The organism is Synechococcus sp. MU1642, from assembly GCF_020514115.1.
In the GTDB taxonomy this organism is placed as follows: domain Bacteria; phylum Cyanobacteriota; class Cyanobacteriia; order PCC-6307; family Cyanobiaceae; genus Parasynechococcus.
Map to the genome: position 1 here is coordinate 1 of NZ_VTKZ01000012.1, position 26064 is coordinate 26064.

Consider the following 26064-nt stretch of genomic DNA (forward strand, 5'->3'; position numbering starts at 1 on the left):
GCGGAAGATCTCAGTCCTTCTGACCAAGGAAGTTGCCGTTGCCCAGTGCAGGCTCCACTTCGCGGTGGGGGCGGGCAATGATGTGAGCAGCAACCAGGCCGTCACCGACGCGCTCGCAAGCATCAGCGCCAGCGCGCACAGCAGCGTTCACAGCACCGGTTTCGCCGCGCACCAGAACGGTGACGTAACCGCCACCGACAAACTCGCGACCAATTAGGCGCACTTCGGCAGCCTTGGTCATGGCATCAGCTGCCTCGATGGCGGGGACCAGACCGCGGGTCTCGATCATGCCGAGGGCGATGCCCATGGTTTCGTTAGCCATTGCCTACCGGGAAATGAGGTGGAATGTTCGCTGGGGACATTGCTTTGCCAGAACCCTTCCCGTCAAGCGATTGGGGCAACTTTCTCGATCACTGTCCATAGTGAACTAAATAAGCCAGGCTTATCACCCAGTGCCTCACTGTTCCGGTCTGCTGTGGTGGTTCCTGTGATCACATCCGCACAAGTCGTTGTCGAGTGCGATGAAGCTCCATAGGTTCACAGTGCGACACGCTTCCCGAAGCATTGCTGAGGGGTGGAATGTTCAACCCAAACGCGAGTCGCAGGGTCGAATTCAGAGATTTTTAAGTCCTACCCCCCAATCAGCCCGCACAATGGAGGCCCTCGTTTGCCGGCCTTCCTTGGCGCTTCAGCTCACCATTGCCACGGGCAACCCCACCAAGGTTGCTGAGATCGAGGCCATGCTGGGTCCACTCCCGATCAACGTTCAGCGGCAACCCGACGATCTGGACGTCGAGGAAACAGGGAGCACTTACCGTGAAAACGCTGAGCTGAAGGCCTCTGCGGCAGCACTACGAACAAACGGTTGGGCGCTGGCAGACGATTCAGGACTTGAAGTCGACTCACTTCAATGCGCACCTGGACTGTTCTCCGCCAGGTATGCCGAAGGCAACGACGCCAAAATTCAGAGAATTCTGTCTGAGTTGGGCGCGTCCCTCTATCGAAGCGCCTGCTTCCGCAGCACGATGGTGCTGTGCGACCCCACAGGCACCTGCCGAGCGGCGGCAGAGGGCATTTGCTGGGGTGAGCTCCTCAACGCACCGGCCTACCCAGGTGGCGGCTTTGAATCCTTGCTCTGGGTGCGTGAAGCCCGTTGCACGTACGGCGAACTAAACCCGTCACAACTCAGCCGACTGGGCAGTCGTGGCAAAGCAGCACGGGCTTTGGCACCTCAATTGCGCCAACTTCTTGGCCTGAACTGAGCTCAGCGATCAAAGCGATCGTGCATTTCGATTGACATGGTCGATGGCGCGCATCGCAGCTGCCGCAGCTTCCTCAACATCACCTTCCCGCCCCACCAGAGTGAGGCGTCCAAAAGCACCAACCGCTTTCACGTCCACCAAAGTGATGTTGGAGGCTTTTTCAGCCTCGTTGGCAGCAATCAAGACATATCCAGCCGGCTCAGTCTCCAGGATGAACATGCTCATTCCCGCCTCAATCATGGAACCGCGTCGGTTCTGGCGGTTGATCAACACAGCATGGTCCGGAGTGATCGCTCGAATGACTTCCGTCCAGCTCACGTCCGCTGGAGAACGCTGCTCAATGGTGCTGCCGATCGCTTCCAGCACCACATCCCCGGAATGGAGGACAGTGCTCTGGTCACGGTGATAAAGAGCCATCGAACCAAAAGCCCGCTCCACCACCATCTGGCCGAGGCGAACATTGCTGGCTTTCAGCGCAATGTCGGTCACGCGATGAACCGCCATGCCCGGTGAAACCTCCATCCAGAGGCAAGCGTCTCCAGGAATGGGCAGGAATCCTTGACTCACTGTCCCCATGTAGGCCGCAAGTTGGGGCTGAAGGGAGTCGATGAAGACATGCGTGCGCAGTTCGATCGACTGCACATGGCTGTTTTGGCGAAGCAGCCTGGGTGACTCAGAATCCGTCGTGACAACACAACTTGCCCCGCCCTGCTGGGAGGTCACCTCAGTCCCGGTGACGAGAGCACTACCGCCGCGTCGCCGCTCCCGAGCATCGAAGCTGGCAAAACGGGTCATGGCGGGGAGTGTACCGGACGAATTCAGCTGAAACGGCCCAATAAAGAGTTGGAGCCTGCGGTCTTGCGCCTTGAAAAACAGCCGATACCGTCCGGAGAACCCCTCTAGAGACCTTGCAATGACTGAGCAATCTTCTTTGAAGCCCGTTGATCTCAACGCTGATCAAGCCCTTGGGATGGTGAGCTTCGGCCTAATGCAGCGCCTTGCGCAGGATGGACAGGTGGATCTGCCCTGGCTGGAGGGATCAGGAAATGCAGACAGTGAGCGTCTGCGTCAGCTGCGTCAACGGCTGGAACTGACGTCTTTGGCCATCGAAACCGGTGCTCCCCTCACCACCGCGGAGGTGAGCATGCTCCTGGGAGCCCGCCCTGGAACGGAACGGGTGGAACGCGGTGGCCTCGTCGCCCGCCGTGTCAGCCGCAACGTCTGGCGGTTGAGCAAAGCAGAGGAGAGCGATCGATCCGAGCGTTACGACGGATTCCGTCGCCGCCTTTGAGCTCTAGCCAAGGTTGACCTGCAATAAGCGATCCCAAAGAGTTTGAGCGACCTTTCCACTCCCCAGCGAATTTATTTGCAGCCTGGAGAGGTTGATCATCAAGGGAGCGGCCGATGGCCGGGCCAACGCTGCTGAAAGAATCGGGGCCGCGCGAGGTGTTCTGCGGCCTCACATCGATTGTGTGGCTGCATCGGCGCATGCCCGATGCCTTTTTTCTTGTAGTGGGATCACGCACCTGCGCCCATCTGATTCAAAGCGCTGCAGGGGTGATGATTTTCGCCGAACCTCGTTTCGGCACAGCCATTCTCAGCGAGCGAGATCTGGCTGGCCTCGCGGATGCCCATGACGAACTCGACCGGGTCTGCAAGGAGCTGCTGCAACGTCGCCCCGAAATCCGCACGCTGTTTCTGGTGGGGTCCTGCCCCAGCGAAGTGATCAAATTGGATTTGGCCCGGGCCGCCGAACGGCTCAACGAAGAGCTGTCCGGCCGGGTGCGGGTGGTGAACTACTCCGGCAGCGGCATTGAAACCACGTTCACCCAGGGAGAAGACGGGGCGCTCGCGGCGCTCGTGCCTCTGCTCCCCGCCAGCGATGAGCGGCAGTTGCTGCTGGTGGGGACCCTCGCCGATGCCGTGGAAGACAGGCAGATGCACCTGTTCAAGCGGATGGGCATCGAGACGATTCACAGCCTGCCGCCCCGGCAATCGACCGACCTGCCAGGGGTGGGAGCGGGAACCACGGTGCTGCTCACCCAACCCTTTCTCACTGAAACCGCTCGCCTGCTGAGCAACCGCGGCGCCACGGTGCTCACGGCCCCCTTCCCTCTAGGGGCAGAGGGAAGTCGCCGCTGGATGGAGGCTGCTGCTGATGACTTCCATCTCCCCAATGAGAGGGTCGCTGCCGTGCTCGATCCGTTGATGAAGCGGGCCGAGAGCGCCCTGGCCCGCCATCGCGCCGTGCTGGAAGGCAAGCGGATCTTTCTGCTTCCCGAATCCCAGCTGGAACTGCCCCTGGCCCGGTTTCTGCAACGGGAATGCGGCATGGAGCTGGTGGAGGTGGGCACGCCTTATCTGAACCGTGAACAGATGGCTGCCGAGCTGGCCTTGCTCCCCGATGACGTCCCGGTGATGGAGGGGCAGCACGTGGAGCAACAGCTCGACCGGGTTCGCGCCAGCCAGCCCGACCTGGTGGTTTGCGGGATGGGCCTGGCCAATCCCTTGGAAGCCGAAGGCATCGCCACCAAATGGTCGATCGAATTGGTGTTCAGCCCGATTCACGGCATCGACCAAGCCGGTGACCTGGCGGAACTGTTTTCCCGGCCGTTGCATCGCCGGCAATTGATTCGCCCCGGTCTGCATCCGAGTAACCCCGACACCCCCGTGCACGCCTGATCCCATGCAACTGACGCTCTGGACTTACGAAGGGCCACCCCATGTGGGGGCCATGCGCATCGCCGCCTCGATGCACGGCGTGCACTACGTGCTCCATGCCCCCCAAGGGGACACCTACGCCGACCTGCTGTTCACGATGATTGAGCGGCGCGGGCAACGACCGCCGGTCACCTACACAACCTTCCAGGCCAGGGATCTGGGGGGTGACACCGCAGAACTGGTGAAACGGCATGTACGCGAAGCCGTGGACCGCTTCCAACCTGATGCCCTTCTGGTGGGTGAAAGCTGCACCGCAGAGTTGATTCAGGATCAACCGGGCGCCCTGGCCCAGGGCATGGAACTGACCATGCCGGTCGTGAATCTTGAGCTGCCGGCCTACAGCAAAAAGGAGAACTGGGGAGCTGCGGAGACCTTCTATCAATTAATCCGCAACCTGCTCAAGGCGCAGGTCCCCACAGACATCAACCATGACCCCAAGGCGTGGCAACAGGAGGGGCGCCGACCCCGGGTGAACCTGTTGGGTCCATCACTGCTCGGTTTCCGCTGCCGCGACGACGTACTGGAAGTGCAGAAGCTGCTCACCTTGCACGGCATCGATGTGGGCGTGGTGGCGCCCCTGGGTGCAGGAGTGGAGGATCTGAAGCGGATCCCCGATGCCGATCTGAACGTTTGCCTCTATCCAGAGGTGGCCGAATCCACCTGCAGCTGGCTGGAGCGCAACTTCGGGATTCCCTTCAGCCGAACGGTGCCGATCGGGGTCGGCGCGACCCACGATTTCCTGGTGGAGGTGCACAGTCTGCTGGGGATGGAGGCGCCCGCTCCAGATGAGGGATATAAGCGCTCACGCCTGCCCTGGTATTCGGAATCCGTGGACTCCACCTACCTCACCGGCAAGCGGGTGTTCATCTTTGGCGACGGCAGCCATGCCCTCGCCGCAGCAAGAATCTGCAGTGAAGAACTGGGCTTCACTGTGGTGGGGCTGGGCACCTACAGCCGGGAGATGGCCAGGCCCGTACGGGCAGCCGCCAAGGCCCTGGGCCTGGAGGCCTTGATCTGTGACGACTACCTAGAAGTGGAAGCCGCCATGGCCGAAGCGGCACCGGAACTGGTGCTGGGAACCCAAATGGAGCGCCACAGCGCCAAGCGTCTGGGGATTCCCTGCTCCGTGATCAGCACACCGATGCACGTGCAGGACGTGCCCGCCCGGATGAGCCCCCAGATGGGCTGGGAAGGGGCAAACGTGATCTTCGACGACTGGGTGCACCCGCTGATGATGGGGCTGGAGGAACACCTGATCGGCATGTTCCGCCACGACTTCGAATTCGTGGATGGCCACCAGAGCCACCTCGGCCATGCCGGTGGTGCCGGCGCCGCCGACAGTTCCGCCTTGAGTGATATCCCCGTGGAGGGCGACGGTGCCCTGCATTGGACAGCCGATGGGGAAGCCGAACTGAAGAAGATTCCCTTTTTCGTGCGGGGCAAAGTGCGACGCAACACCGAGGCGTATGCCCGCGATACTGGCTGCCGGGAGATCAGCAGCGAAACGCTGTATGACGCCAAAGCCCACTTCAAGGCATGAGCATTTGCACTCATTTCTTTTTATTTAACTGAAAGAAATTCTGCTTTTACAACTCAGCCCAGACGCAGATCTTTCATTTCTTGGTGAAAACCAACCACTGCACATCTCCTGCTGTTGAATGAAACTGACTTCTCTTGAACAGGTCGCCGAATGACCACGACTCTGACGCGACCGGCGGACGGCGAAGGCAGCGTGCAGGTCCACCAGGACCCGGAAATGAACATCCAGGAGGAGACCCTGGTGATCGCGGTTTATGGCAAAGGCGGGATCGGCAAATCGACCACCTCCTCGAACTTGTCAGCCGCCTTTTCCAAGCTGGGCAAACGGGTGCTTCAGATCGGCTGCGACCCCAAGCACGACAGCACCTTCACCCTCACCCACAAGATGGTGCCGACGGTGATCGACATTCTCGAGGAGGTGGACTTCCACAGCGAAGAGCTGCGGCCTGAGGATTTCGTCTTCACCGGCTTCAACGGGGTGCAGTGCGTCGAAAGCGGCGGCCCACCGGCGGGCACGGGCTGCGGTGGCTATGTGACTGGGCAGACCGTGAAGCTGCTCAAGGAACACCATCTATTGGAAGACACCGATGTGGTGATCTTCGATGTGCTCGGCGATGTGGTGTGTGGTGGTTTCGCCGCCCCGCTGCAACACGCCAACTATTGCCTGATTGTGACCGCGAACGATTTCGATTCGATCTTCGCGATGAATCGCATCGTTCAGGCGATTCAAGCGAAAGCCAAGAACTACAAGGTGCGGCTTGGCGGCGTTGTTGCGAACCGTTCGGCGGACACCGATCAGATCGACAAGTTCAACGAACGCACCGGCCTGCGCACCATGGCCCACTTCAGGGATGTGGATGCGATCCGGCGTTCCCGGCTGAAGAAATGCACCATCTTTGAGATGGACGACGACGACGAAGCCGTACAAGCCGTGCGCAACGAATACCTGCGGCTGGCCCAAAACATGATCGACAAAGTGGAGCCCCTGGAGGCCATATCCCTCAAGGACCGCGAAATCTTCGACCTGCTGGGATTCGACTGACCGCAGGCCCTAAAAAGCATCAGCCCAAGCCCACCAGGTCCATGGATAGCTCCCACACCCGTCGGGCAGTTGCTGGATCAGTGGCCTTGTCGGACAGTTCCTGGCTGAACTGCTCACCGTCCTTCTTCTGGCGGTTGCCCCAACTCCAGTGCACCCCGGATTCGGCGAAGTCGGGATTGGCCACCACATCAGCCACCCGTTCTCCGGCCAAGGCCTGGGAGACATAGCCGCCAGTGATGTTCTTCTGAAACCAGGGGAAGATCGTCTGGAAGGCCTTAGGGGTGTTGCGGAACAATGGGGTATCCGCAACACAGCCGGGGTAGAGCGAGGTGAATGTGATCCCCGTATCCCGGTGCAAGCGGCGATGCAGCTCTTGGGTAGTGATCATGTTGCAGAGCTTGCTGTCTTTGTAGGCCTTGCCGGGCTTGAACGGCTTGCCACTGGCCATGGAGATGGGGTCTTTGAACCCAGCCTCAAAACCGGAGAGGTCCCCCAGATCTGCTGGTGCAGGGATCGGAATCTTGCCCCCCAGTTCCTTGGAATTCGCCGTCACGGTGCCCAGGATCACCACCCGCCTGGAAGGATGCCTGGAGCTCTGGAGCCGACCCAAAAGCAGCTGCACCAGCAGGAAATGGCCGAAGTGGTTGGTGGCCATCGATATCTCGTAGCCCTGGGGAGAACGCTCCGGCTGCTTGAGCTTCGGCTTGTACACGGCTGCATTGCACACCACGGCATCCAATCGCTCGGGCAATGCATCCACTGCCCGGCTCACACTGTCGAGATCACCCAGATCCATCAACACGTGCTTGAGCCGGTCTTTGGGGAGATCGAGCTCATCCGCGGCCGCCGCGGCACGCTGCGGGCTGCGGTTCGCCGTGATCACCGTCCAGCCCCGCTTGACCAAAGCACAGGTGGCATTCAGGCCCACACCGGAGGTGGTGCCGGTGATCAGAACGGTGCCGGGCGTGGACATCAAGAGAGAGCCAGAAAGCTGCCAGTCTGCCGGTCAGCACTGAATCCCAACGCCGCTGGTCACGAATCTCAGCGCCAGACCACCCGCAAACGATTGGGAGCGATCCACTGATCCTGCTCGCTGATGAGGCGCTTTTCTCCACCGATGCTGAACAGACGATCGAACCGCTGCTGCAGTGTTTCCAATTTGGCTGACTCAATCGACACGACCGCCGCAATTTCACTGTGGCGATCCATGCGTTCCTGATAAGCAACCGAAAGGCGGATCAAGCTCACGCAACCCAACAAGACAAGACCTGCCTTTGCTGCCAAGGCAAGAAGGCTGCACTGCAATTCCTGTTGGTCGGTCTGCCGCTGAATCGCTGCGGCCATGCTGGCCGCATCCGTGCGCGGAGCTGATCTTGGAACCTGACTGGCGGTCACCGCATCAGCACGAACATCCGCTTGTAACGCAATTCGTTCGCAGTGCCAAGACCAGCTCTAAGCCCGTTGATCTGGGCGCCTGTTGAAATCAGGCTTCGTAGAGGCTGATCGAGAGACGCAGGGCCAGAACAGCAGCATGGGCAGCCACCACGAGCGCAATGAAGACCTCAGGTGCAGACAGAACGGTTTCCATGGGAGCCATGCATCAAACGCTCCCATTCTTCTCCGAGGGAGGGGCTGCAGGCCATCATTCGCAAAGGCCTGTCACACCAGCCCATGGATCCGGTTCTGATCGATGCCCCTGCCATCCGCGCCTTGGATCTGCAGCCACTGGAGATCTGGAGCGATCAGCCACTGGATGCACTGCTTAGCCAGGGACCGGTGCTCGAGCTTCGTTTCGACTGGCCCAGGGCGCAGGATGACCCACGGGAACTACCTGAATGCCCCGAGCCACGCCTCTGGGCCCTGCGGGCCGATGCACGCTTCCCTTGGCTGCCGCTGTTGCTTGAACGCGACAACGGCAGCCTGATTCGCCATGTGGCGCTGGTGGTGCCCCACAGTTTCAACCGCAGCGAAGGCCTGCGTTTTGACCCGGAAGCCTTAGAACTCTGGGTGACGCATCGGCTGATGCTGCTCGACGATCTCTGCCAGCGGGAGCTCAGACGCCCGATGCGGGGCAACCTCTCCCAGATGGCTGCGGCGCTGGGTTATGAGCTTGATGCGGGGTTTTGGGGCCTGCTGAACTGACCCACTAGCTCAGCCAGAGCTGCAGGGCCCGCCTGGAGCTGTCGATCGCCAGGATGATCGCGAGACCTCGCAGACAACGCACCAGCAGAGCCGCATCAAACTGATCAAGACGACTGGCGGTCCACTGAGCAGCGATCGCTGCCACCACCCCCAACAGCAAGCCCATCAGAGGAACCCCGCGTCCTTCATGCAGGAACTGCATGGATGCTGCGCTGGCTGAGCAGAGCACCGCCACCGTGCTGAGCCGCACGGCCTGATGGATTGGTACAGACATCGGACCGCTCATCAGGGGCACCATCACCAGCCCCCCACCCAGGCCCAACATTCCGGCGGTCCAGCCGGCGATGCAGCCCACACCAGCCAACTGCGGTGCGCGGCTGTCATCGACGTCTTGAGTGGCATCCGCCTCGGGCCGTTCGCGAACGCAGAACATCAGCACGATGTACATCAGCGTCTGCATCGCCAACAGAATCCAGCCCGCCGCCAAACCGGCCAAGCCACCGAACAGCAATGCCGAGCCGAAGGCAGCCAAACCAATGGCGAGTCCTGGCCGGGTCGGCACCCGCCCCTGGCGCAGGTGCGTGATGGTGCCTGCCAATGCTGTGGGCACAATGGCGAAACTGCTGGTAGCTAAGGCCTGATGGGGCGGAAGATCAAGCCAAAGCAGGAGCGGGGCAAAGATCAAGCCACCGCCAATCCCCAACAGCCCGGCCAAGCCCCCCGCCAGCAGGCCCAGGGCGATCAAGATCGGCACATCCCACCAGGGCACCATGGCGTGCGATCAATGCTTCCATCCAGCATGCCCGCAACCGGGCGTCTGCTTCCCACCCAGCAAGCAGATGGACACACCCAGATGGCGTTGGATGCCTGGCTTCTGAGACGAAGCAACGGTCCGGCGTTGCGTTTTTACCGCTGGGATGGGCCCTGGCTCTCGCTTGGACGCCATCAACGCCACTGGCCTGAACACTGGAATGATCTGGCCCGCCGCGGCCGCATCAGCCTGGTGCGACGCCCCAGCGGAGGCCAGGCAGTGCTCCATGCCGGCGGGCTCACCTACGCCTTGATCTGGCCGGATGCACCACGGCAACGCCAGGAGGCCTACCGGCAGGCCTGCCAGTGGTTGATCGCTGGCTTCAAGGGTCTCGGGCTACCGCTGCACTTCGGTTCCGACCCCGCTGGTGCCGAGGCCAACAACTGTTTCGCCACAGCAACGGTGGCCGACCTGGTGGATCCGAGCGGCGTCAAACGGGTCGGCAGCGCCCAGCGCTGGGAGAGCGGTCGCCTGCTTCAGCACGGCGAAATCCTGCTGGATCCCCCTGCCGAGCTCTGGGAAGAGGTGTTTGAGGAAGCGGCACCGGCGAGAGCACCGGCCGAGATCAACCGACTTGCGCTAGATCAGCAGCTGCGCCAGAGCCTGGTTCAGGCCTGGAGCCATTGCCATTGGCAGATGCGACCCCTGAAGGCCGACGAAGTTCAGGACTTGGAGGGCGAGCTGGCGTCCTGGTCGGAGCTTTGATCCCTCATCGTCTGCACCATCTGGGGAAGCATCGCCAAACCCAGGGGGTATCCATTGCGCTTGCGCGCCTCGTCAAGAATTGCAGGAGGCAGGGTCACCCCGAGCCGCTTCAGCACCGCATTGCCCACATCCATGCGATCAAGGGTGCCGGAGGGAAGGCCTGCAGCACTCATCACCAACAAGCGTCCCTGAGAGGCCGCCTCTAGGGCAGGCACCGCATCGACCAGTGAGGCCGAACTGTTGATAGACGGCAGTTCAGTTAGGGGCCGCAGATGATCCTCAAGGCGCTGTTGGTCCCATTGCTGCACCGGCAGCAGTTTCAGGGGTTGATCGTCAATCCAACCCACCCAACGGCCGCTTTTGCAGACGAGCACCCAATCGGCAGGTCCCTCCGCCTCGCTGGCCGTCAGCCGCAGCTGGCTGAGACGCCGCAAGGTCTGATCAGCTTCCAGCGCACGGAAGCGTTTGCCTGCTGCAGCCTCCGCCTTCAACTCGCGAAGCACGCTCTGCAACTGCAGCATCTGGGTCTGACTGCGGTTGGCACTCAGGCCGAACCAGCCGATCAACATCAACAGGAGGCCGTTAAGCCCCCAGCCCTGCCAGAGCAGGACACCGCCCAACACGATCATCAGCATCGACAAAGCCCTTCCGGACGCCGACGCCACCTGAACGCCCTTCTTCTGACTGCCGCTCACCTGCCAGACCAAGGCCTTGAGGATCAGCCCGCCATCGAGGGGCAGACCAGGCAACAGATTGAACAGACCCAGCATCAAGTTGAGCAAACCCACCTGGCTCAACAACTGCGTGACCAAGGGCTGGGTGTCGGACAGCACTGCAGACCCCGCCAGCATGCCGAAGGCCAGCACCAAACTGACTATCGGGCCAGCAGCTGCAATGCGCAAATTGCCCATGGCAGTGGGGCATTCCTTCTCCACCCGCGCGATACCGCCCAGATGAAACAGGGTGATGCTCAACACCTTCACCCCTTCCCGCAGGGCCATCAGGGCATGGCCCAACTCATGCAGCAGCACGGAGCTGAACAACAGCAAGGTGGTCAGCAATCCCAGCCCCCAACTCAGCGCTACCGAGGCCGTGGTCACATAGCGGGATTGGAACAATGTGGTGAAGATCGCCACAGCAAACAACCAGCTGGGCTGGAGCCGCAGGGGAATTCCGCCAATCTTGAGCACCTGCCAACCCTCTCCCACCGGCAATCCCGTCGTGTGCCGCTGCTGCGGACTGTCGTCCACGATCCTAGGGAGAGCAATCAATGCAGCCCTTGCGTGATCCCCGCCCCACTCCAGACCTGAAGATCTGTGGGATCACCGACCCCGACCAGGCTCAAGCCATCGCACAGATGGGTGTGCAGGCGATTGGCGTGATCGGCGTTCCCGCCACCCCACGCTTTGTTAAACCAGCCCGGCGCAGGGCCTTGTTCCATCTGCTGGAACAACAGCACCCCCAGCTGCATCGCGTTTGGGTGGTGGCTGATCCCGACGATGCCGCACTCGAGGAAGCGCTCAACGGTGCCGGACAGCCCTCAGTGGTGCAGCTGCACGGCAGCGAGTCAGACGAACGCTGCCAACGCTTAAAACGGCGTTACCCCCGGCAGCAGTGGTGGAAAGCTTTACGGGTGCGCGAACCCGAAGATCTCGAGCAGCTTGAGCAGTACGCGCCCCATGTGGATGCCTTGCTCCTCGATGCCTGGAGCGCTGATCAACTGGGCGGCACCGGGCACCGGATCCCACTGGATTGGCTCGCTGAAACCGAACTATCCGTGCCGTGGTGGCTGGCGGGGGGAGTGAGTGCGGAATGGGTTCCTGAACTGCTCAGCCGCGTTATGCCGCAAGGGCTCGATGCCTCGAGTCGACTGGAGGAAAGGCCGGGATGGAAAAACCTCGACAAGGTTCAAGCCCTTATCGAGGCTGTGAAACAGAGTTGAAGCAAGGCTGATCAGGTGCTCAACAGCGCTTCTTGCTGACGCACCAGCTCAAAGAACTCTTGCTTAAGGCTGGGGTCATGGCGGAAATCGCCGCGCACCACAGAGTTCACCATGCTGGTTTGGGGCTCCTTCACGCCACGCCACTTCATGCAGTAGTGCTGCGCCTTAATGATGATGCCGAGACCCTGAGGCTCGCAGAGCTTCTCGATTTCGTCAGCAAGGATCATCACAGCCTCTTCTTGGATGTGTGGGCGGGAAAAGACCCAGTCAGCCACGCGGGTGAATTTGGAGAGGCCGATCACCCTGGCACCAGGCTTGATTCCGATCCAGCAGTTGCCCATGATCGGCACAAGGTGATGTGAACATGCGGAACGCACCGTGATCGGTCCAACGGTGTAGATCTCGTCCAGCTGTTTCACATTGGGGAAGCTGGCCACCTTGGGCTGCTGGTGGTAACGCCCCTTGAACACCTCCTGTAGGTACATCTTGGCGACCCGCTCCGCCGTCTCATGGGTGTTGTGGTCGTTGTCGATATCGATCACCAGGCTGCGCAGCAGATCGCGGACCTTGTCAGCGACTTCGACCTGAAGCTGATCCAGTTCACCGGGCTTGAGGTGATCAGCAATGTTGTCGTTGGCCAGGAAGGAAACGCCAGATTCGATCAAACGTTCACGAATTCGAGCTGAAACCTGGGGATTCAAGAGCTTGTTGCCATTGCCGTTGCCGTTGGCGACGCCGTTGGAAACGAAAGGGACTGTGGAGGTCATGGTGTTCGTTCAGAAGGCGCCGGCGGCCGGCATAAGGGTGAGGTCTTCGATCAACTGGTTGCCGGGTTGCATCGCCAGATTCGCCAGTGTTTCTGCCGCCTGATCGACAGAAAGCATGGCACGACGATCGAAATCGCTTTGTACGGTTTCCGCATCCCACAGTGGTGTGTTCACGGCTCCAAGAGTGAGGGTGCAGGCACGAATGCCATGGCCACGCTCTTCTTCAGCCAGACAGCGGGTGAAGCTGGCCAAAGCAGCTTTACTGACGCAATACGCACCCCACTGGGGGAAGGCATTACGAGCGGCGTGGCTGCTGATGTTGATCACCAGTCCACCGTTCTCGCGCATGGCAGGAACAACGGCAGCACAAACCTGCATCACGCTGGTGACATTCAGCTGTAGCAGCCATTGCCAACGCTCAAGAGGCATAGCCAAAAGATCGCCGGTGTAAGCAGCGCCCGCGTTGTTGATCAATACAGAAGGGGTCTCACCCCGCTGCAGCAAGCCAGCCATGCCAGCAGAGATGCCATCAGGTTGGGTCAGGTCGATGGCGGCAGACGCCACAGAAATACCTTGGGAGCTGAGGTGAGCACTCAGCTGCTCAAGTTGATCGGCGCTACGGGCCGTGAGCAACAAGTCCCATCCCTGGTGAGCCAGAAGCTCAGCAGTTCTGCGACCTATCCCTCGACTCGCACCCGTGATTAGAGCCGTTGGCAAAAACCGTTAGCAAACCGCGATATTTTAAGCCGCTTTCTCGACATCCTGTGACGTTTTTTCGAGGAATCGCCCCATCGCCCTGAATTTGGAGTAACGAGCCTCCCGCAATTGCTGTTCCGAAAGGCTCAGCAGTTCATCGAGATGACGATCGATCGCCGCCCGCAGAATTTCTCCGGACTCCAGCGGTGCCCAGTTGTTGCCGCCGGAGGGCTCTTCGAGCACCTCATCCACCACCTGCAGCTCCAACAGATCGCGACCGGTGATCCGCAAGGCTGCCGCTGCATCTGGAGCCTTTGCCGCATCACGCCAGAGGATGGATGCACAGGCCTCAGGACTGGCAACGGTGTAAACGCTGTGCTCAAACATCAGCAAGCGATCCGCCACGCCAATCCCGAGCGCACCACCGGAACCACCTTCGCCGATCACTGTCGCGATCACCGGAACACGCAAGCGGAACATCTCTCGCAGGTTGACAGCGATCGCTTCGCCTTGGCCCTGCTCCTCAGCTTCGAGTCCGGCATAAGCGCCCGGCGTATCGATAAAGGTGAGGATTGGTAGGCGGAAGCGATCGGCATGGTCCATCAACCGCATCGCTTTGCGGTATCCACCCGGGGCAGCCATCCCAAAATTGCGGGCGACGTTTTCCTTAGTGTCGCGGCCTTTCTGATGGCCGATCAACATCACCGGGCGATTGCCCACCCGTCCAACGCCTCCGATCAACGCCTGATCGTCATTGCCGCGACGATCGCCATGCAATTCGACCCAGTCGTCGCAGAACATCTGGATGAAATCCAGCGTGCTCGGACGTTGCGGGTGACGGGCGACCTGAATTTTCTGAGCGGGAGTCAGCCCCTGAAAGATCTCCTGACGCCGACGGGCAGCGAGGCTTTCTAGCTGCTGCAGCTGCTGGGAGACGTCGACTTCAGAATCTCTGGCCAGCTGGCGGATCTGCTCAATCTGCTGCTCTAGCTCTACCAGCGGTTTTTCGAACTCAAGCAAGGGGCGACGGGGCATGGCTCTGGCTCTCCGAGGGTCAGGCGGCAGTGGCCTGCAGGTTGGGATGGAGGTTCAAGGTGCTGAACCCATGGCGGACCGATGCCGCGCCGATGAAATCCATCTTCTCGAGAGTGATGTTGTTGCGCCCCCAGCTGAAGTTGGTGTGGCAGCGCTCAAACTCGAGCAGCATGGCTTCGGCAAAGCAGGCAAACATCTGGCGCTGCGGCCGCTCCATCTCGGCGATGGCCATCATCGACCAGCCGATGTCGCGGCAGAACTCAACGATTCCGCCCTTGAGAACGTGGATGCCACCGCCGGCGACCTTGGAATCGAGATTCTTGGGATAGCCCCCATCAATCATCAGGCAGGGCTTCCTAAGGCTGTTGTGGTCGATTTCAAGGGTGCGGGGCATGCTCGCCACCCAGACGACCACATCGGCTTCAGGGAGGGCCTGATCGAGCGGCAGAATTCGGCCACCTCCAAGTTCCTGCTGGAGATCGTGAAGCGGTTGCTGCTGACGCGCCACCAATAAAAGCTCACCGACTCCGGTGCGCGCCTGCAGCCAACGACAGACAGCGGAGCCGATATCACCAGTCGCTCCAACGACGGCCACCTTGGCTTTGCTGAGATCAATTCCAAGGGTTGGAGCATTGTTCTCCACCTGACGGCAGATCACCCAGGCCGTGTGAGTGTTTCCAGTGGTGAAACGCTGCCAATCCAGGGTGGTGCTCCGCACCGTCTGGTGCTGGAGCAAGTTGAAATTCTCGAAAATGATCGAGGTGAAGCCGCCTAGGGCAGTGATGTTGATGCCCTTCTTCTGGGCGAGTTCCATCGCGTTGAGGACCTTACGCCGGGCCGTTTTGAAGCGGCTCAGCATCTCGGGCACAAAGCAGGAGTCGATGTAGGCACCCTCGATGGTGGTACCCACCGGACTGGTGACTTTCACGTGCTCCACAAGCTGTGGAGGTGCGCTGCACCACACATCCAAATCACCTTCGGCGATGTGATCGAACCCGAGTTCCATCGCCTTGCGGCGAGCAGCCTCAAAACTCGTTGAATGTCCGATCAGACCAAACATGCCTTAACGCTTACGTCGCAAAGAACAGCTCAAGCGACCATGCTCCCATGGCAGCCGGTATCGACGGCAACGTGCCTGTCGATAAACCGGCGTTAGATCAAGCCCTGAACGGCTCAGAGGGCAAGAGCTGCTGCTGCCATGCGGGCAATATCTCGGGAGGTGAAGCCGATCTCGCCCAAAGCTTCCTGATAAGCGATCAGGAAGTCTTCGATCAGGTCTTCCTTTTCCATGTGCAGGACGGCGGCATCAGCAGCCACGTCTTCCAGCATCGAGCGGATCAGAGGAAGGTTGGCTTTGTTGGCTTCGAACAGCTCGTCCTTACTGGCCTCGAAGTTGGCCTTCAACCATTCCTGGCCGTAGTTGAGATGGGTGTACTCATCCTTCACCACACCCTCAGTGATTTTGCGAGCGAAGGGATCAGCAACAGGGATATAGATGTGATAAGCCGAAATGGCGAATGCTTCGATCAACAGGGCCTGAATCAGCAGGCAGGTGACAACCTTGCCCTCCTTGAGAGCGACCTGGAAATTGCCGTGAAGTGGTTCGAAGAATTTCTTAGCGAAGGGGAGATCGGCTTCAACCCCGAGGTTGCGACCGCAAGAGGTGAAGCCCTTCATGTGCTTCATTTCCATGCGAGCCAGTCGCTTGAGCTCCTCAGCCTGCTCGGGGATCAGCGTGCCCAGAGAGATGTAGTTGTCGTGGGCTTCCTGTTCGCCCTCGATCACGATGGCGTTGATCCGGCTGTAGGCGTCTTTGTAGGCCTCGGTTGTGAAATCGGGCAGTGCGTCCTGGCCCTCCAGCACGGGTGCTTCAGGTGCATTGAGGGTCGTCATAGGACGCTGTCCACCACATTCAGTGGCACCGACAATAACCAGTGCCCCAATAGTTGGTGACACATGCGTCCAAGGTTCAGGACCTGGGAGGCTTTAAGGGGGTTTGGGGAGAAGACTTTGCGTTGGTGGCCAATCACTGGCCAAAAGGGCCAGAAAACGCTGCTGCCAGTGGTTAATCAAGCGATCTTGCAAGCAACGCCCCAGATCAGCTGAGGCCTGACGCGCATCCCCGATCACTCCCGTAGCGCTGAGATCGTCGGTGAGCCAAGCGCAGGGCGCCGCCCCTTCGAGGCTCCACCCCTTTGGTGGTTCTTGGGCAGAACCCTGTGCTGGACGACCATCCACCGGGCGGTCAGATCCAACCAGCTCTGGGTCCATCTGGAGCATCAAGCTGGTCTCAGCTTGGCCGGCATGAAGACCATGGGCCAACTCCTGCTCGGGCAACAGATCAGCCAACCCCTCCACGCCACTCCAGAGGAAGCAGGGCAGAACGGCCAACGATGGGCAGCGAGCGCGCAGCTGTCGGGCTGCCACCTGCAGCAAACCGATCTGGCCGCCATGGGCGTTGAACAGAACTAGGCGCTGCACCCCCATCGCCGCCAGCTGCGTGCCCACCTGGTCGACCAGATCGAGAAGCAGAGGAGCCGAAAGGCTGAGGGTTCCGGGGAAGTTCTGGTGCTCTGGCGAAAAGCCGATGGCCTGACAAGGCAGTCGCCAAATCGGCAGAGCTGGATCAAGCTCAGACAGGACCAAATCGAGAATGCCGTCAGCAAAAACAGCGTCCGTCGACAGGGGCAGCTGAGGGCCATGTTGCTCACAGGCTCCAAACGGCCAAATCACCGTTGCACCAGGCCGAGAGGCGGCTTGGCTGGCCTCGGGCCAGGTCAGCCGATCAAATCGCTTGCGAAGCTGATCCATGGAGTTGAACAGGCAAGGAGCTGCTGATCCCAGCCCAGCCTGTCAAAATGAGCGATCGACAAGCCCAATGGCCCATGCCCGCAGCCGGCAGTCCGCAGCCCAACCGCCCCAAGGCACCCAAGCCGGCAGCGACGAAACCGCTGCAGGTGATGCAAATCAACCGCCGCGAGGAGCAAGAAAAGCTAGCTCGGGAAGCGGCTGAAGCACGGGCAGCAGCAGAGGCTGCGGCGGAAAAGGCACGCATCCTTGAGGAAAGGGCGGGTCTCGCCACCCCTCCACGATCGGTCCAGCAAGCACACACCTCGTCTCCAGGAACGGATGACGACGCGCTGTTCGACATGGGCGGCATGGACGGCATGACCATGGCCGACCTGATGGGTGCACCGGATCAGAAACCCACGAATGAGCAGCGCAACCAACCGCGCAGCGTGGATGACTTCGATTTCGATGAAGAAGCCTTCCTCGCCGCCCTGGACGAGAACGCTCCTGTTGGCACCACCGGTGAGGTGATCAAGGGCACGGTGATCGGCATCGAAAACGATGGGGTGTATGTGGATATCGGCGGCAAAGCCCCCGGTTACATGCCCAAGAGCGAATCAGGCCTTGGTGTTGTGACCAACTTCCGAGAACGCTTCCCCAAGGGCCTGGAGGTTGAAGTTCTCGTAACCCGTGAGCAGAACGCTGATGGAATGGTCACGATCAGCTGTCGCGCCCTAGAGCTGCGCAAAAGCTGGGACCGGGTCAAAGAGATGGAGAAACAGGGAAAAGTGGTTCAAGTCATCGTCAATGGCTTCAACCGAGGCGGTGTCACCTGCGATCTCGAAGGGCTGCGGGGCTTCATTCCCCGCTCTCAACTCCAAAACGGTGAAAATCACCAAGAGTTGGTTGGCAAGACCCTGGGCGTGGCCTTCATCGAGGTCAATTCGGAGACGCGCAAGCTGGTGCTTTCCGAGAAACGAGCCGCCGTCGCCGAACGCTTCCAGGATCTGGAAGTGGGCCAATTGGTGGAAGGCCAAGTTGCTGCTGTGAAGCCCTATGGCCTGTTCATCGACCTCGGTGGCATCAGCGGACTGCTGCACCAATCAGCCATCACCAATGGCAGCCTGCGCTCGATCCGTGAGGTGTTCGATCAGGGCGACCGCGTGTCCGCCCTGATCACGGAACTGGACCCGGGACGCGGACGCATTGGCCTCAACACAGCCCTGCTCGAAGGCCCCCCCGGAGAGCTGCTGATTGAAAAAGACAAAGTGATGGCTGAAGCCGCCGATCGCGCCAGCCGGGCCCAGAACATGCTGAAGCAGCAGGAGCAATCCGCCGGATGAGCACTGCTGCCCTGACAGCCGCTGAAGACTGGGAACTCGACTTCTACTCCCGACCAATCCTTGAGGCCGATGGCCGCAAGCGTTGGGAACTGCTGATCACCTCCCCCCCCGCCGCAAGCGGCGATGCAGAGCCATTTCGCTTCGCCAAGGTGTGTCCCTCTGGTGACGTGAATTCGCTTTGGTTGAGCCAAGCCCTGGCAGAAGCCAAGGAGGCATCCGCCCGCGGAGGCTGGGGTTCTCCCGTCCGTTTGCGCTGCTGGCGCAGTTCGATGCGCACCATGGTGCAACGCGCCGCAGCCGAACAAGACCTCGAGGTGATTCCCAGTCGCCGCACCTTCGCCCTGCTCGATTGGCTCCAGCAGCGCGAGAGGGAGGTCTACCCCGAGGAAGAGGGATTCATGGCGGGCCCATTGGCACCACCGCCGGCGCCAGTTCCAACCCCTCCGGTGCCCCTGCCGGAAGAAGTTCAAGGAGACGCCTGGAGCTGGGCCGCCCTGCCGGCAAGCCTGCTGCTGGAGGCATCGGAATGGCCGATGAGTTTCAGCGGGCTGCTGCCGATGCCCGATGGCATCGACCCCGAGGCCTCTGTTCCGGGTCTGCGCCTGTTCAGCCAAAGCCGTTCCCTCGCCATGGCTGGCTGGTTGGGGGGTCTAGAGCCCGTCCGGATGATCGTTGAAGACCGCCAGCTGGTGCTGGAGGCTGGTCAGGACGACCGCTGGCTGGTGAGCGACCTAGAACCGGGCATAGCCGCCGAAATCGGAGAAGCCCTTGCAACCTCGCAACAGCAGGTGCGCGGCCTCCAATTCATCGCGATCCAAGCCAGCCCCGAAGAACAGACCTTCGGCGGCTTCTGGATGCTGCGGGACATCCCGATGGGCTGATTGAGGGCTGATGAAAGACGGGCCGTTTGATCGACCAGACAGCCGCTTCAATACGTTGAAGGGCTGGACCTGGATCGGTTGCTACGGAGGCTTTTACCTCCAGAGCGATCTCCTCCATGAACAGGGTTTCGAGCACGGCTTCTTCACCCGTCTCTGGCACGGCCGCGGGCCCGACCAACTAGCGGGATACATCAGCGCTGGCATCAGCGTGCACCGCCCCCAGCAGATCCACAGTGGGATCGTCCTGAATGCCAGCGACGCCTGTCAGGATCCCTGGCCTGAGGCCGATGGCCTGGTTAGTGATCGCGGGGGCCAGAGCCTCTGGGTGTGCGGAGCCGACTGCACGCCCGTTCTGATCGCAGATCCTGGTACCGGGCATGCCGCGGCCTGTCATGCCGGATGGCGTGGGGTGGCAGCCGGAATCCTGATCACAGCACTGGATCGGCTGGTGGTGCAGGGTGCCCGGCGGGAGGATCTGGTCATTGCACTAGGTCCTGCCGTCAGCGGCCCTTGCTATCAGGTGGGCGAGGAGGTGGTGCAGGCCGTAAACGCCGCGATGCCCGGCGAGACTTCTTTAGGCAAGACCGGGACTGTGATTGCCGATGAGCAGCCGGGGCGACATCGCCTGGACATCCGAACCGCCGCCAAATTGCAGCTCATAGGTGCTGGAATCGCTGGCGAACGGATCGCCCAATGCCCGCTCTGCACCGTCAGTGAACCCGAGCTGTTCCACTCCTGGCGACGGGATCAGGTAAAAGCCGTGCAGTGGAGTGGGATCGTGGCGCAAGCCCCCTGCAGCAACTAAGGGTTAATGAGGGTTGCTCCCCAGGATCTGGATGGCCAAGGCTTCACCAGCCCGAATGCCATCGATTCCGGCCGACAGGATGCCGCCGGCGTAGCCCGCCCCTTCACCCGCCGGCACCAGCCCTTTCACATTGAGCGCTTCAAGCGCGTCATCCCTGGGGATGCGAACGGGCGATGACGTGCGGGTTTCCACACCGGTGAGCACCGCATCGGGGTTGTCATACCCCTTCAGTTTGCGGGCAAAGGCCGGCAACGCCTCCCGTAAAGCCTCAGTGATGGGGGGTGGAAGCAACTCAGCCAGATCGGCGGGATGCACACCCGGTTGATAGGACGCTGCAATCGCGCCGAGCCGGGTTGACGGCCTAGAGGCCAGGAAATCCTCCAGCCGCTGCGCCGGTGCGGCATAGCTGCTGCCCCCCAAGCAAAAGGCGCGCTCCTCCAGATGCCGTTGCAGGCCAATGCCCGCCAACGGATCCCCGGGAAAGCGTTCAAACGGAGCCAGGTCATCGGCGTCCAGGGCCACGACCAACCCGCTGTTGGCGTTGCGCTCGTTGCGGGAGTGCTGGCTCATGCCATTAGTCACCACCCGGCCTTCTTCCGACGTTGCCCCCACCACAAATCCACCGGGACACATACAGAAGCTGTAGACGCAGCGGCCGTTGTCGGCGTGGTGCACCAACTTGTACTCGGCTGCCCCGAGACGCGGATGGCCCGCCGCCTCCCCCCAGCGGGCTGAATCAATCAGATGCTGCGGATGCTCAATCCGCACGCCTACGGAAAACGGTTTGCGCTGCATCTGCACACCGATCTCCTGCAGCATTTCAAAGCAGTCGCGCGCGGAATGGCCAGGAGCCAGCACCAGATGGTGGCAGGGAATCTCCGATCCATCGGCCAGCACCACACCAACGAGTTGATGCGGCTTCTCAGAGCTGCTGTCGCTGAGAAGAAGGCGTGTCATGCGACTGTTAAACCGCACCTCACCTCCCAGGGCTTCAATCCGAGCCCGCAGGCCGCGAACAACTGTGGCGAGCTTGAACGTGCCGATGTGGGGGCGATGCAACGTGAGGATCTCCTCGCTGGCGCCACAGGCCACCAGCTCCTCCAGCACCTTGCGGCCGTAGTGCTCGGGATCACTGACCTGGCTGTAGAGCTTGCCGTCAGAAAACGTTCCAGCTCCACCCTCGCCGAATTGGGCATTCGATTCCGGGTTGAAAGGGCTGTTGCCCCGCCAGAAGCCGAAGGTGTCAGCTGTGCGTTGCTTGACGGCCTGACCCCGTTCCAGCAACAGCGGGCGAAAGCCCATCTGCGCCAACAGCAAAGCAGCGAAATAGCCGCAGGGGCCTGCCCCCACCACCACAGGCCGGTCCCCCGCGTCTAAGGGGAAGCCATCCGGCGCTTGGCCCACGGGCCGGTAGCGGGTGTCTGGCGCCGGACGCACCCGAGCTTTATTACCGATGCGCCGCAAAAGGGCGGCTTCCCCCTTCACCTGCACATCCACGCTGTAAATCAGCTGGATCCGGTCACGGCGCCGCGCATCAACACTGCGCTTCACCAGGGTCTGACCCAAAAGACGATCGGCGGGAATCCGCAAACGCCTTAGCACCGCTTCCTGCAGCGCTTCCTCCCCATGGTCGAGGGGTAGCTTCAGTTCACTCAGGCGCAGCATCTCGAGGTCGTGTCCCCAAACCTCATTCGATCAGACCGGCCAAGGCCTGGTTCGATGGTACCTGGCCAGCACGAAAGCCCTGGAGGAAGTTGTACCGCAATTCGGCATCACGGTGTCCCATCGGCAGCAGCACCGCCAACCTTGGGCGACTGACGCCACTAGCAAAGATCGAATGGCAGCCGATCAGCGTGGCTGCAACAACAAACCACGACAGCCAAGGCCAACGTCGCCACTCAGGCTTCGACATGGGATCGGAGGGAAGCAACCCGATCCCCGCAAATTAGGGAGAGGGGTCGGACTCGTCTGGTTTTGTCACAGAGGTCTCAGAGCCGCCGCCCAACTGGGACAACCAACCTGCCAAAAGCAAGCCAGCACCGATACCAATGGCCAGGGTACGATTTTCAGCTGCGGCGCCCTGCCCCCAGGCGGCTGTGGCCAGAAAGGCAGCCCCAAGAAGCAGGCAGGGCACTAACACAATGCCCCTGGCAATGCGGTTATCAGCCATCGGCCCCGCAGCTGTTGCTGGCCAAGCCAGCGACAATCAAGCCAGTGCTGAGGTCACGCTCAGCACCGATCGGGGTCACCCGAGCCATCAGCTGCCCCTCACTAGAGCCGACCGGCCGCAAATTGACCTTGCGGCGGCGCGGCAGCTCCTGGCGGAGCCATGCGGTGGCCTCGGCTTCCTGGCTCGCATCAACGGCAGCACAGGGCAGGGCAACGGTGTAGGTGCGGTTGTGATCGCCAACCTGGAGGAGTGAACTGCTGCGCACCTGAAGCACCTCAGCAGCCTGTACAGGCACGGCCCAAAGCAGCAGCAAGAAGCCGATTAAGACAAGACGAATCAAGAGGTCGGGGCGTTGAGAACCGGCATGGGAGCCGGCAGGCCAACCATTTCAGCATTGCTTTTACCCGGGGGAACCATCGGATAGCAGTTCTCACCACGACGAACGTGGATGTCAATCAACATCGGCCCGGGGGCCTTGAGTGCAGCCTCGAGATCACTGTGCAACGAATCCCGCTCGCGGATGTGCACGCCGTCCACTCCGAAGGAGCGGGCAAGGGCCACAAAGTCCGGCATCCCGTTCAACATATCGGAGGCGGAATAGCGCTCCTCGTAGAAACTCTCCTGCCACTGGCGCACCATGCCCTGCCAGTGGTTGTTGACGATCACCACCTTCACCGGGAGGCCATAGGCCGCCAGGGTTCCCAGCTCCTGAATGTTCATCAGGATGCTGGCGTCACCCGCGATGCACACCACCTGACGATCGGGGCAAGCCACTTGGGCGCCCATCGCGGCCGGCATGCCAAAGCCCATGGTGCCGAGACCGGCACTGCTGATCCAGCCCCGGGGCCCATTGCGCAGGTACTGGGCAGCCCACATCTGATGCTGGCCCACATCCGTGGTGACGATGGCATTCGGTGCCAACTCGCGAACGGCCAGCAGAACTTCTTGGGGGAATAAAGGGCCTTCGGCGGGAGGAACAGTGAGGGGATAGGTCTTTTTCCACTCAGCGATACGAGCCAACCAAGGGGCCGTGCGGGGCTGCACCTGCTGTTGCAGGCTCAGCTCCACCAACCGCGCCACACTCAGGCTCAGATCACCCAGTACCGCCACATCGGGGCGGCGGGTCTTGCCGATTTCAGCCGGGTCAATCTCGAAGTGGATCACCTGGGCCCGAGGGGCAAAGGTATCGAGCTTTCCGGTCACCCGATCGTCAAAACGGGCTCCAACAGCAATCAGCAGATCGCATTCGGTGACGGCGAAGTTGGCGTAGGCCGTGCCATGCATGCCGAGCATGCCCACCGAGAGGGGGTCATTTTCATCGAAGGCGCCCTTCCCCATCAAGGTGGTCGTGACTGGGATCTGGTAGCGCTCGGCAATCACCCGCAGACTGTCGTGGGCACAGGCTGAGATCGCACCACCGCCCACATAGAGCAGGGGATGCTCTGCCTCGGCAATCAGCTCAAGCGCCGACAGGATCGGTTCATCTCGGGGGGGTTGAGGCTTACGGAAGCCTTGGGGAACAATTGATCCGGGCTCAACCGGCATGTAGTCGAACATCTCCTGGCCGACATCCTTCGGGATGTCAATCAGCACGGGGCCCGGACGACCGCTGGCAGCAATCAAAAAAGCCTGGGCAACGATGGAGGCGAGATCCGCCGGATCGCGCACCACCCAGGAATGTTTCACAATCGGCAGGGTGATGCCGAAGATGTCGGTCTCCTGGAAGGCATCGGTGCCAATCGCAGGACGCGGCACCTGGCCGGTGATCACCACCATTGGCACCGAGTCCATCTGGGCGGTGGCGATGCCAGTCACCAAGTTGGTGGCACCGGGCCCCGATGTGCCGAAGCAAACGCCCACCTTGCCGGTGGCGCGGGCGAAGGCATCGGCCGCATGGGTGCCGGCCTGCTCATGTCGCACAAGGATGTGCTTGACCCAACCCTCGCTTTCAGCAATGTGAAGTGCGTCGTAGATCGGGAGAATCGCGCCGCCGGGGTAGCCGAAAATCGTGTCGACGCCATGGCGCCGCAAGGCGTCCATCAGGGCTGTCGCCCCAGACATTCTCTGCCCACCGTGACCGGCCTGCTGGCCAGTGACGGCCGAAGACGCTGAGGTGAGAGTCACAGAGGCGACATGTCAATGACCCTCAAGATTAAGGGCCCGAAGCGCCCCTGGCTTGATCAGAGCAGACCGAGCGCATGCAGCGGCCCTTGACCACTGATCAGCTCCAGCAAAAAGGCCGAAAAACCGACCATGGCCAGACGGCCGTTCCAGACCTCAGAGCTGTTGTTCCAACCCCATTCCCACTTTTCCTGGGGATAGAGCTTCACTTTGTTGGGAAGCTCAGCCGCCGCATCGAGGCTCACTTCAGGGCCCTGAAGGCTGGTGGCCACGAGATCCGCCAAGCCTTCGATGAAGGGGGAGTAGGTATCGAGAGCGCGCACCCGGCGGAAATTCACCACGCCTGCTTCAGTGGCCAACTCCCGGTATTCGATGTCGATTTCCTCAAGCGTCTCGATGTGTTCGCTGACGAAGCTGATCGGCACCACCACCAGATCGTTGGTCTTCGCTTGGCCCAATTCCTCAAGGGCCTCCTCGGTGTATGGCTTGAGCCACTCCACCGGGCCCACACGGCTTTGGTACGCCAGGGTGAAGGGGTTGTCGTGGCCCATCTGAACGGCCAACTCCCTCATGATCAAACCGGTGCAGGATTCGATCTCCTTTTGATAGGGGTCGCCGGCCTCTTCGACGTAGCTCTTAGGCACACCGTGGGCGCTGAAGAAGACGTGCGCCTTCGTGGGATCGTCGCTATTGCGGACCTCTGTAGCGATCAGTTCGGCCATGGCCTTCACATAGCCCGGGTGGTCAAACCAGCTGCGGATGCAGCGAATCGGCAACTTCTGAAACGCGGGATCCGCCTGCCGCAGGCGCTGCAGCTCGCGGAAACTTGATCCACTCGTGCTGATTGAGAAATGGGGGTAGAGGGGAAGCACCACCACCTCATCCATGCCGTCGGCCTTGATATCCGCCACTGCGGATTCGGTAAATGGATGCCAGTAGCGCATGGCCACGTAGCTGGTGGCATCGATACCGCGCTGACGCAGCAAGCTTTGAAGTTCCCGGGCCTGCTGCTCAGTGATTCGCCGCAGCGGTGATCCGCCACCGATGGAGCGATAGGCCTCCTGCGACTTGCCACTGCGCAAGGTGCTGATCAACCAAGCAAGCGGTTTCTGCAGCGCCGGACTGGGTAGCCGAATGATCTCCGGATCGGCGAACAAGTTGTAAAGAAACGGTCCAACGTCTTGGATACGCTCAGGGCCACCCAGATTCAGCAGGACGACACCGACGCGGGACATACCCATCAGAACGCTTTTCGGGGGTTGAGCGTAGCCGCCATGGACGCGATCCTTGGT

General features: G+C 61.0%; 30 protein-coding genes. 11 read left to right on the plus strand and 19 right to left on the minus strand.

All coding sequences use genetic code 11. The annotated features are described in order from the left end of the window. Positions 1-10: 10 nt before the first annotated feature. A complete protein-coding gene (locus FZZ85_RS10290) occupies positions 11-322 on the minus strand; it encodes a BMC domain-containing protein (protein ID WP_006169870.1) in 312 nt (103 codons plus the stop codon). Between the two features lie 331 nt (positions 323-653). Between FZZ85_RS10290 and FZZ85_RS10295 the strand changes: the two genes are divergently transcribed. Then, entirely contained in the window at positions 654-1262 is a 609-nt protein-coding gene (locus FZZ85_RS10295) for a non-canonical purine NTP pyrophosphatase (RefSeq protein WP_226414863.1), read from the plus strand. A 9-nt stretch (positions 1263-1271) separates the two neighbouring features. Here FZZ85_RS10295 and FZZ85_RS10300 read toward each other — a convergent pair whose 3' ends face one another. After that, entirely contained in the window at positions 1272-2057 is a 786-nt protein-coding gene (locus FZZ85_RS10300) for a microcompartment protein (RefSeq protein WP_025362430.1), read from the minus strand. A 118-nt stretch (positions 2058-2175) separates the two neighbouring features. On the opposite strand from FZZ85_RS10300, the gene FZZ85_RS10305 reads away from it, so the two are divergent. From FZZ85_RS10305 to bchL, 4 genes are all read left to right on the plus strand, one after another. Next, on the plus strand, positions 2176-2553 hold the full coding sequence (locus tag FZZ85_RS10305; RefSeq protein WP_045172777.1) for a hypothetical protein: 378 nt from the start codon (positions 2176-2178) through the stop codon (positions 2551-2553). A 113-nt stretch (positions 2554-2666) separates the two neighbouring features. Beyond that, on the plus strand, positions 2667-3944 hold the full coding sequence (locus FZZ85_RS10310) for a ferredoxin:protochlorophyllide reductase (ATP-dependent) subunit N (RefSeq protein ID WP_226414865.1): 1278 nt from the start codon (positions 2667-2669) through the stop codon (positions 3942-3944). A 4-nt stretch (positions 3945-3948) separates the two neighbouring features. Continuing rightward, on the plus strand, positions 3949-5523 hold the full coding sequence (locus tag FZZ85_RS10315; protein WP_226414867.1) for a ferredoxin:protochlorophyllide reductase (ATP-dependent) subunit B: 1575 nt from the start codon (positions 3949-3951) through the stop codon (positions 5521-5523). Positions 5524-5673: 150 nt separating this feature from the next. Further along, a complete protein-coding gene (gene bchL / locus FZZ85_RS10320; protein ID WP_226401319.1) occupies positions 5674-6564 on the plus strand; it encodes a ferredoxin:protochlorophyllide reductase (ATP-dependent) iron-sulfur ATP-binding protein in 891 nt (296 codons plus the stop codon). Between the two features lie 19 nt (positions 6565-6583). Here bchL and FZZ85_RS10325 read toward each other — a convergent pair whose 3' ends face one another. The 3 genes from FZZ85_RS10325 to psaM form a co-directional block, all read right to left on the minus strand. After that, positions 6584-7537: a protochlorophyllide reductase gene (locus FZZ85_RS10325; RefSeq protein WP_226414869.1), complete on the minus strand. Its 954-nt coding sequence runs from the start codon at positions 7535-7537 to the stop codon at positions 6584-6586. A 68-nt stretch (positions 7538-7605) separates the two neighbouring features. Next, positions 7606-7908, minus strand: coding sequence for a hypothetical protein (locus FZZ85_RS10330; RefSeq protein WP_255599746.1), 303 nt, complete (start codon positions 7906-7908; stop codon positions 7606-7608). 139 nt (positions 7909-8047) lie between these two features. Next, positions 8048-8152, minus strand: a complete 105-nt coding sequence (gene psaM, locus FZZ85_RS10335) for a photosystem I reaction center subunit XII (protein WP_025362433.1) — start codon at positions 8150-8152, stop codon at positions 8048-8050. Positions 8153-8235: 83 nt separating this feature from the next. Between psaM and FZZ85_RS10340 the strand changes: the two genes are divergently transcribed. After that, the gene (locus tag FZZ85_RS10340) at positions 8236-8706 is read left to right on the plus strand and encodes a CRR6 family NdhI maturation factor (RefSeq protein ID WP_226414873.1); all 471 of its coding nucleotides are present in this window, start codon (positions 8236-8238) and stop codon (positions 8704-8706) included. Positions 8707-8710: 4 nt separating this feature from the next. Here FZZ85_RS10340 and FZZ85_RS10345 read toward each other — a convergent pair whose 3' ends face one another. Beyond that, positions 8711-9478, minus strand: a complete 768-nt coding sequence (locus FZZ85_RS10345; RefSeq protein ID WP_226414875.1) for a sulfite exporter TauE/SafE family protein — start codon at positions 9476-9478, stop codon at positions 8711-8713. 27 nt (positions 9479-9505) lie between these two features. On the opposite strand from FZZ85_RS10345, the gene FZZ85_RS10350 reads away from it, so the two are divergent. After that, positions 9506-10222 carry a lipoate--protein ligase family protein gene (locus FZZ85_RS10350; protein ID WP_226414877.1) on the plus strand — a complete coding sequence of 239 codons (717 nt, stop codon included), beginning with the start codon at positions 9506-9508 and terminating at the stop codon, positions 10220-10222. On the opposite strand, the gene FZZ85_RS10355 is transcribed toward FZZ85_RS10350, so the two are convergent. Continuing rightward, positions 10180-11430, minus strand: a complete 1251-nt coding sequence (locus FZZ85_RS10355; RefSeq protein ID WP_226414967.1) for a site-2 protease family protein — start codon at positions 11428-11430, stop codon at positions 10180-10182. The genes FZZ85_RS10350 and FZZ85_RS10355 overlap by 43 nt on opposite strands. Positions 11431-11492: 62 nt before the next feature. On the opposite strand from FZZ85_RS10355, the gene FZZ85_RS10360 reads away from it, so the two are divergent. Beyond that, a complete protein-coding gene (locus FZZ85_RS10360) occupies positions 11493-12164 on the plus strand; it encodes a phosphoribosylanthranilate isomerase (protein ID WP_226414879.1) in 672 nt (223 codons plus the stop codon). A gap of 11 nt (positions 12165-12175) precedes the next feature. On the opposite strand, the gene folE is transcribed toward FZZ85_RS10360, so the two are convergent. From folE to FZZ85_RS10390, 6 genes are all read right to left on the minus strand, one after another. After that, positions 12176-12931, minus strand: a complete 756-nt coding sequence (folE, locus tag FZZ85_RS10365; RefSeq protein ID WP_226414881.1) for a GTP cyclohydrolase I — start codon at positions 12929-12931, stop codon at positions 12176-12178. A 9-nt stretch (positions 12932-12940) separates the two neighbouring features. Beyond that, on the minus strand, positions 12941-13648 hold the full coding sequence (locus tag FZZ85_RS10370) for an SDR family oxidoreductase (RefSeq protein ID WP_226414883.1): 708 nt from the start codon (positions 13646-13648) through the stop codon (positions 12941-12943). Positions 13649-13672: 24 nt separating this feature from the next. After that, positions 13673-14662, minus strand: coding sequence for an acetyl-CoA carboxylase carboxyltransferase subunit alpha (locus FZZ85_RS10375; RefSeq protein WP_226414885.1), 990 nt, complete (start codon positions 14660-14662; stop codon positions 13673-13675). Positions 14663-14681: 19 nt separating this feature from the next. Beyond that, on the minus strand, positions 14682-15722 hold the full coding sequence (locus FZZ85_RS10380; RefSeq protein ID WP_226414888.1) for a long-chain acyl-[acyl-carrier-protein] reductase: 1041 nt from the start codon (positions 15720-15722) through the stop codon (positions 14682-14684). 113 nt (positions 15723-15835) lie between these two features. Then, the gene (locus FZZ85_RS10385; protein WP_226414891.1) at positions 15836-16555 is read right to left on the minus strand and encodes an aldehyde oxygenase (deformylating); all 720 of its coding nucleotides are present in this window, start codon (positions 16553-16555) and stop codon (positions 15836-15838) included. A gap of 93 nt (positions 16556-16648) precedes the next feature. Further along, positions 16649-17473: a creatininase family protein gene (locus FZZ85_RS10390; RefSeq protein ID WP_226414894.1), complete on the minus strand. Its 825-nt coding sequence runs from the start codon at positions 17471-17473 to the stop codon at positions 16649-16651. 74 nt (positions 17474-17547) lie between these two features. On the opposite strand from FZZ85_RS10390, the gene FZZ85_RS10395 reads away from it, so the two are divergent. From FZZ85_RS10395 to pgeF, 3 genes are read left to right on the plus strand one after another with little or no spacing between them, the layout of a single operon-like run. Beyond that, positions 17548-18795, plus strand: a complete 1248-nt coding sequence (locus FZZ85_RS10395; protein WP_226414971.1) for a S1 RNA-binding domain-containing protein — start codon at positions 17548-17550, stop codon at positions 18793-18795. Then, positions 18792-19676: a Tab2 family RNA-binding protein gene (locus FZZ85_RS10400; RefSeq protein WP_226414896.1), complete on the plus strand. Its 885-nt coding sequence runs from the start codon at positions 18792-18794 to the stop codon at positions 19674-19676. The genes FZZ85_RS10395 and FZZ85_RS10400 overlap by 4 nt, the downstream gene beginning before the upstream one ends. 10 nt (positions 19677-19686) lie before the next feature. Continuing rightward, entirely contained in the window at positions 19687-20481 is a 795-nt protein-coding gene (gene pgeF, locus FZZ85_RS10405; RefSeq protein WP_226414898.1) for a peptidoglycan editing factor PgeF, read from the plus strand. 3 nt (positions 20482-20484) lie between these two features. Here pgeF and FZZ85_RS10410 read toward each other — a convergent pair whose 3' ends face one another. Genes FZZ85_RS10410 through hemH form a run of 6 tightly spaced genes read right to left on the minus strand, consistent with a single transcriptional unit; the run spans position 20485 to position 26007 of the window. After that, complete coding sequence (locus FZZ85_RS10410; protein ID WP_226414900.1) at positions 20485-22146, minus strand: NAD(P)/FAD-dependent oxidoreductase; 1662 nt, start codon at positions 22144-22146, stop codon at positions 20485-20487. 22 nt (positions 22147-22168) lie between these two features. Then, entirely contained in the window at positions 22169-22393 is a 225-nt protein-coding gene (locus tag FZZ85_RS10415; RefSeq protein WP_226414902.1) for a hypothetical protein, read from the minus strand. A gap of 33 nt (positions 22394-22426) precedes the next feature. Next, positions 22427-22651, minus strand: a complete 225-nt coding sequence (locus tag FZZ85_RS10420) for a GIVxVP protein (protein ID WP_226414904.1) — start codon at positions 22649-22651, stop codon at positions 22427-22429. Next, positions 22644-22991, minus strand: a complete 348-nt coding sequence (locus tag FZZ85_RS10425) for a nuclease (protein WP_226414906.1) — start codon at positions 22989-22991, stop codon at positions 22644-22646. Before FZZ85_RS10425 ends, FZZ85_RS10420 begins: the two co-directional genes overlap by 8 nt. Then, positions 22988-24775, minus strand: coding sequence for a biosynthetic-type acetolactate synthase large subunit (gene ilvB, locus FZZ85_RS10430; RefSeq protein ID WP_226414908.1), 1788 nt, complete (start codon positions 24773-24775; stop codon positions 22988-22990). The genes FZZ85_RS10425 and ilvB overlap by 4 nt, the downstream gene beginning before the upstream one ends. Positions 24776-24831: 56 nt before the next feature. After that, a complete protein-coding gene (gene hemH / locus FZZ85_RS10435) occupies positions 24832-26007 on the minus strand; it encodes a ferrochelatase (protein ID WP_226414974.1) in 1176 nt (391 codons plus the stop codon). Between the last annotated feature and the right edge of the window lie 57 nt (positions 26008-26064).

What these genes read in the sequence shown, in the direction of transcription:
- FZZ85_RS10290 (WP_006169870.1), bottom strand. Translation starts at nt 322, where the DNA reads ATGGCTAACGAAACCATGGGCATCGCCCTCGGCATGATCGAGACCCGC.
- FZZ85_RS10295 (WP_226414863.1), top strand. Translation starts at nt 654, where the DNA reads ATGGAGGCCCTCGTTTGCCGGCCTTCCTTGGCGCTTCAGCTCACCATT.
- FZZ85_RS10300 (WP_025362430.1), bottom strand. Translation starts at nt 2,057, where the DNA reads ATGACCCGTTTTGCCAGCTTCGATGCTCGGGAGCGGCGACGCGGCGGT.
- FZZ85_RS10305 (WP_045172777.1), top strand. Translation starts at nt 2,176, where the DNA reads ATGACTGAGCAATCTTCTTTGAAGCCCGTTGATCTCAACGCTGATCAA.
- FZZ85_RS10310 (WP_226414865.1), top strand. Translation starts at nt 2,667, where the DNA reads ATGGCCGGGCCAACGCTGCTGAAAGAATCGGGGCCGCGCGAGGTGTTC.
- FZZ85_RS10315 (WP_226414867.1), top strand. Translation starts at nt 3,949, where the DNA reads ATGCAACTGACGCTCTGGACTTACGAAGGGCCACCCCATGTGGGGGCC.
- bchL (WP_226401319.1), top strand. Translation starts at nt 5,674, where the DNA reads ATGACCACGACTCTGACGCGACCGGCGGACGGCGAAGGCAGCGTGCAG.
- FZZ85_RS10325 (WP_226414869.1), bottom strand. Translation starts at nt 7,537, where the DNA reads ATGTCCACGCCCGGCACCGTTCTGATCACCGGCACCACCTCCGGTGTG.
- FZZ85_RS10330 (WP_255599746.1), bottom strand. Translation starts at nt 7,908, where the DNA reads ATGGCCGCAGCGATTCAGCGGCAGACCGACCAACAGGAATTGCAGTGC.
- psaM (WP_025362433.1), bottom strand. Translation starts at nt 8,152, where the DNA reads ATGGAAACCGTTCTGTCTGCACCTGAGGTCTTCATTGCGCTCGTGGTG.
- FZZ85_RS10340 (WP_226414873.1), top strand. Translation starts at nt 8,236, where the DNA reads ATGGATCCGGTTCTGATCGATGCCCCTGCCATCCGCGCCTTGGATCTG.
- FZZ85_RS10345 (WP_226414875.1), bottom strand. Translation starts at nt 9,478, where the DNA reads ATGGTGCCCTGGTGGGATGTGCCGATCTTGATCGCCCTGGGCCTGCTG.
- FZZ85_RS10350 (WP_226414877.1), top strand. Translation starts at nt 9,506, where the DNA reads ATGCCCGCAACCGGGCGTCTGCTTCCCACCCAGCAAGCAGATGGACAC.
- FZZ85_RS10360 (WP_226414879.1), top strand. Translation starts at nt 11,493, where the DNA reads ATGCAGCCCTTGCGTGATCCCCGCCCCACTCCAGACCTGAAGATCTGT.
- folE (WP_226414881.1), bottom strand. Translation starts at nt 12,931, where the DNA reads ATGACCTCCACAGTCCCTTTCGTTTCCAACGGCGTCGCCAACGGCAAC.
- FZZ85_RS10375 (WP_226414885.1), bottom strand. Translation starts at nt 14,662, where the DNA reads ATGCCCCGTCGCCCCTTGCTTGAGTTCGAAAAACCGCTGGTAGAGCTA.
- FZZ85_RS10380 (WP_226414888.1), bottom strand. Translation starts at nt 15,722, where the DNA reads ATGTTTGGTCTGATCGGACATTCAACGAGTTTTGAGGCTGCTCGCCGC.
- FZZ85_RS10385 (WP_226414891.1), bottom strand. Translation starts at nt 16,555, where the DNA reads ATGACGACCCTCAATGCACCTGAAGCACCCGTGCTGGAGGGCCAGGAC.
- FZZ85_RS10390 (WP_226414894.1), bottom strand. Translation starts at nt 17,473, where the DNA reads ATGGATCAGCTTCGCAAGCGATTTGATCGGCTGACCTGGCCCGAGGCC.
- FZZ85_RS10395 (WP_226414971.1), top strand. Translation starts at nt 17,548, where the DNA reads ATGCCCGCAGCCGGCAGTCCGCAGCCCAACCGCCCCAAGGCACCCAAG.
- FZZ85_RS10400 (WP_226414896.1), top strand. Translation starts at nt 18,792, where the DNA reads ATGAGCACTGCTGCCCTGACAGCCGCTGAAGACTGGGAACTCGACTTC.
- pgeF (WP_226414898.1), top strand. Translation starts at nt 19,687, where the DNA reads ATGAAAGACGGGCCGTTTGATCGACCAGACAGCCGCTTCAATACGTTG.
- FZZ85_RS10410 (WP_226414900.1), bottom strand. Translation starts at nt 22,146, where the DNA reads ATGCTGCGCCTGAGTGAACTGAAGCTACCCCTCGACCATGGGGAGGAA.
- FZZ85_RS10415 (WP_226414902.1), bottom strand. Translation starts at nt 22,393, where the DNA reads ATGTCGAAGCCTGAGTGGCGACGTTGGCCTTGGCTGTCGTGGTTTGTT.
- FZZ85_RS10420 (WP_226414904.1), bottom strand. Translation starts at nt 22,651, where the DNA reads ATGGCTGATAACCGCATTGCCAGGGGCATTGTGTTAGTGCCCTGCCTG.
- hemH (WP_226414974.1), bottom strand. Translation starts at nt 26,007, where the DNA reads ATGTCCCGCGTCGGTGTCGTCCTGCTGAATCTGGGTGGCCCTGAGCGT.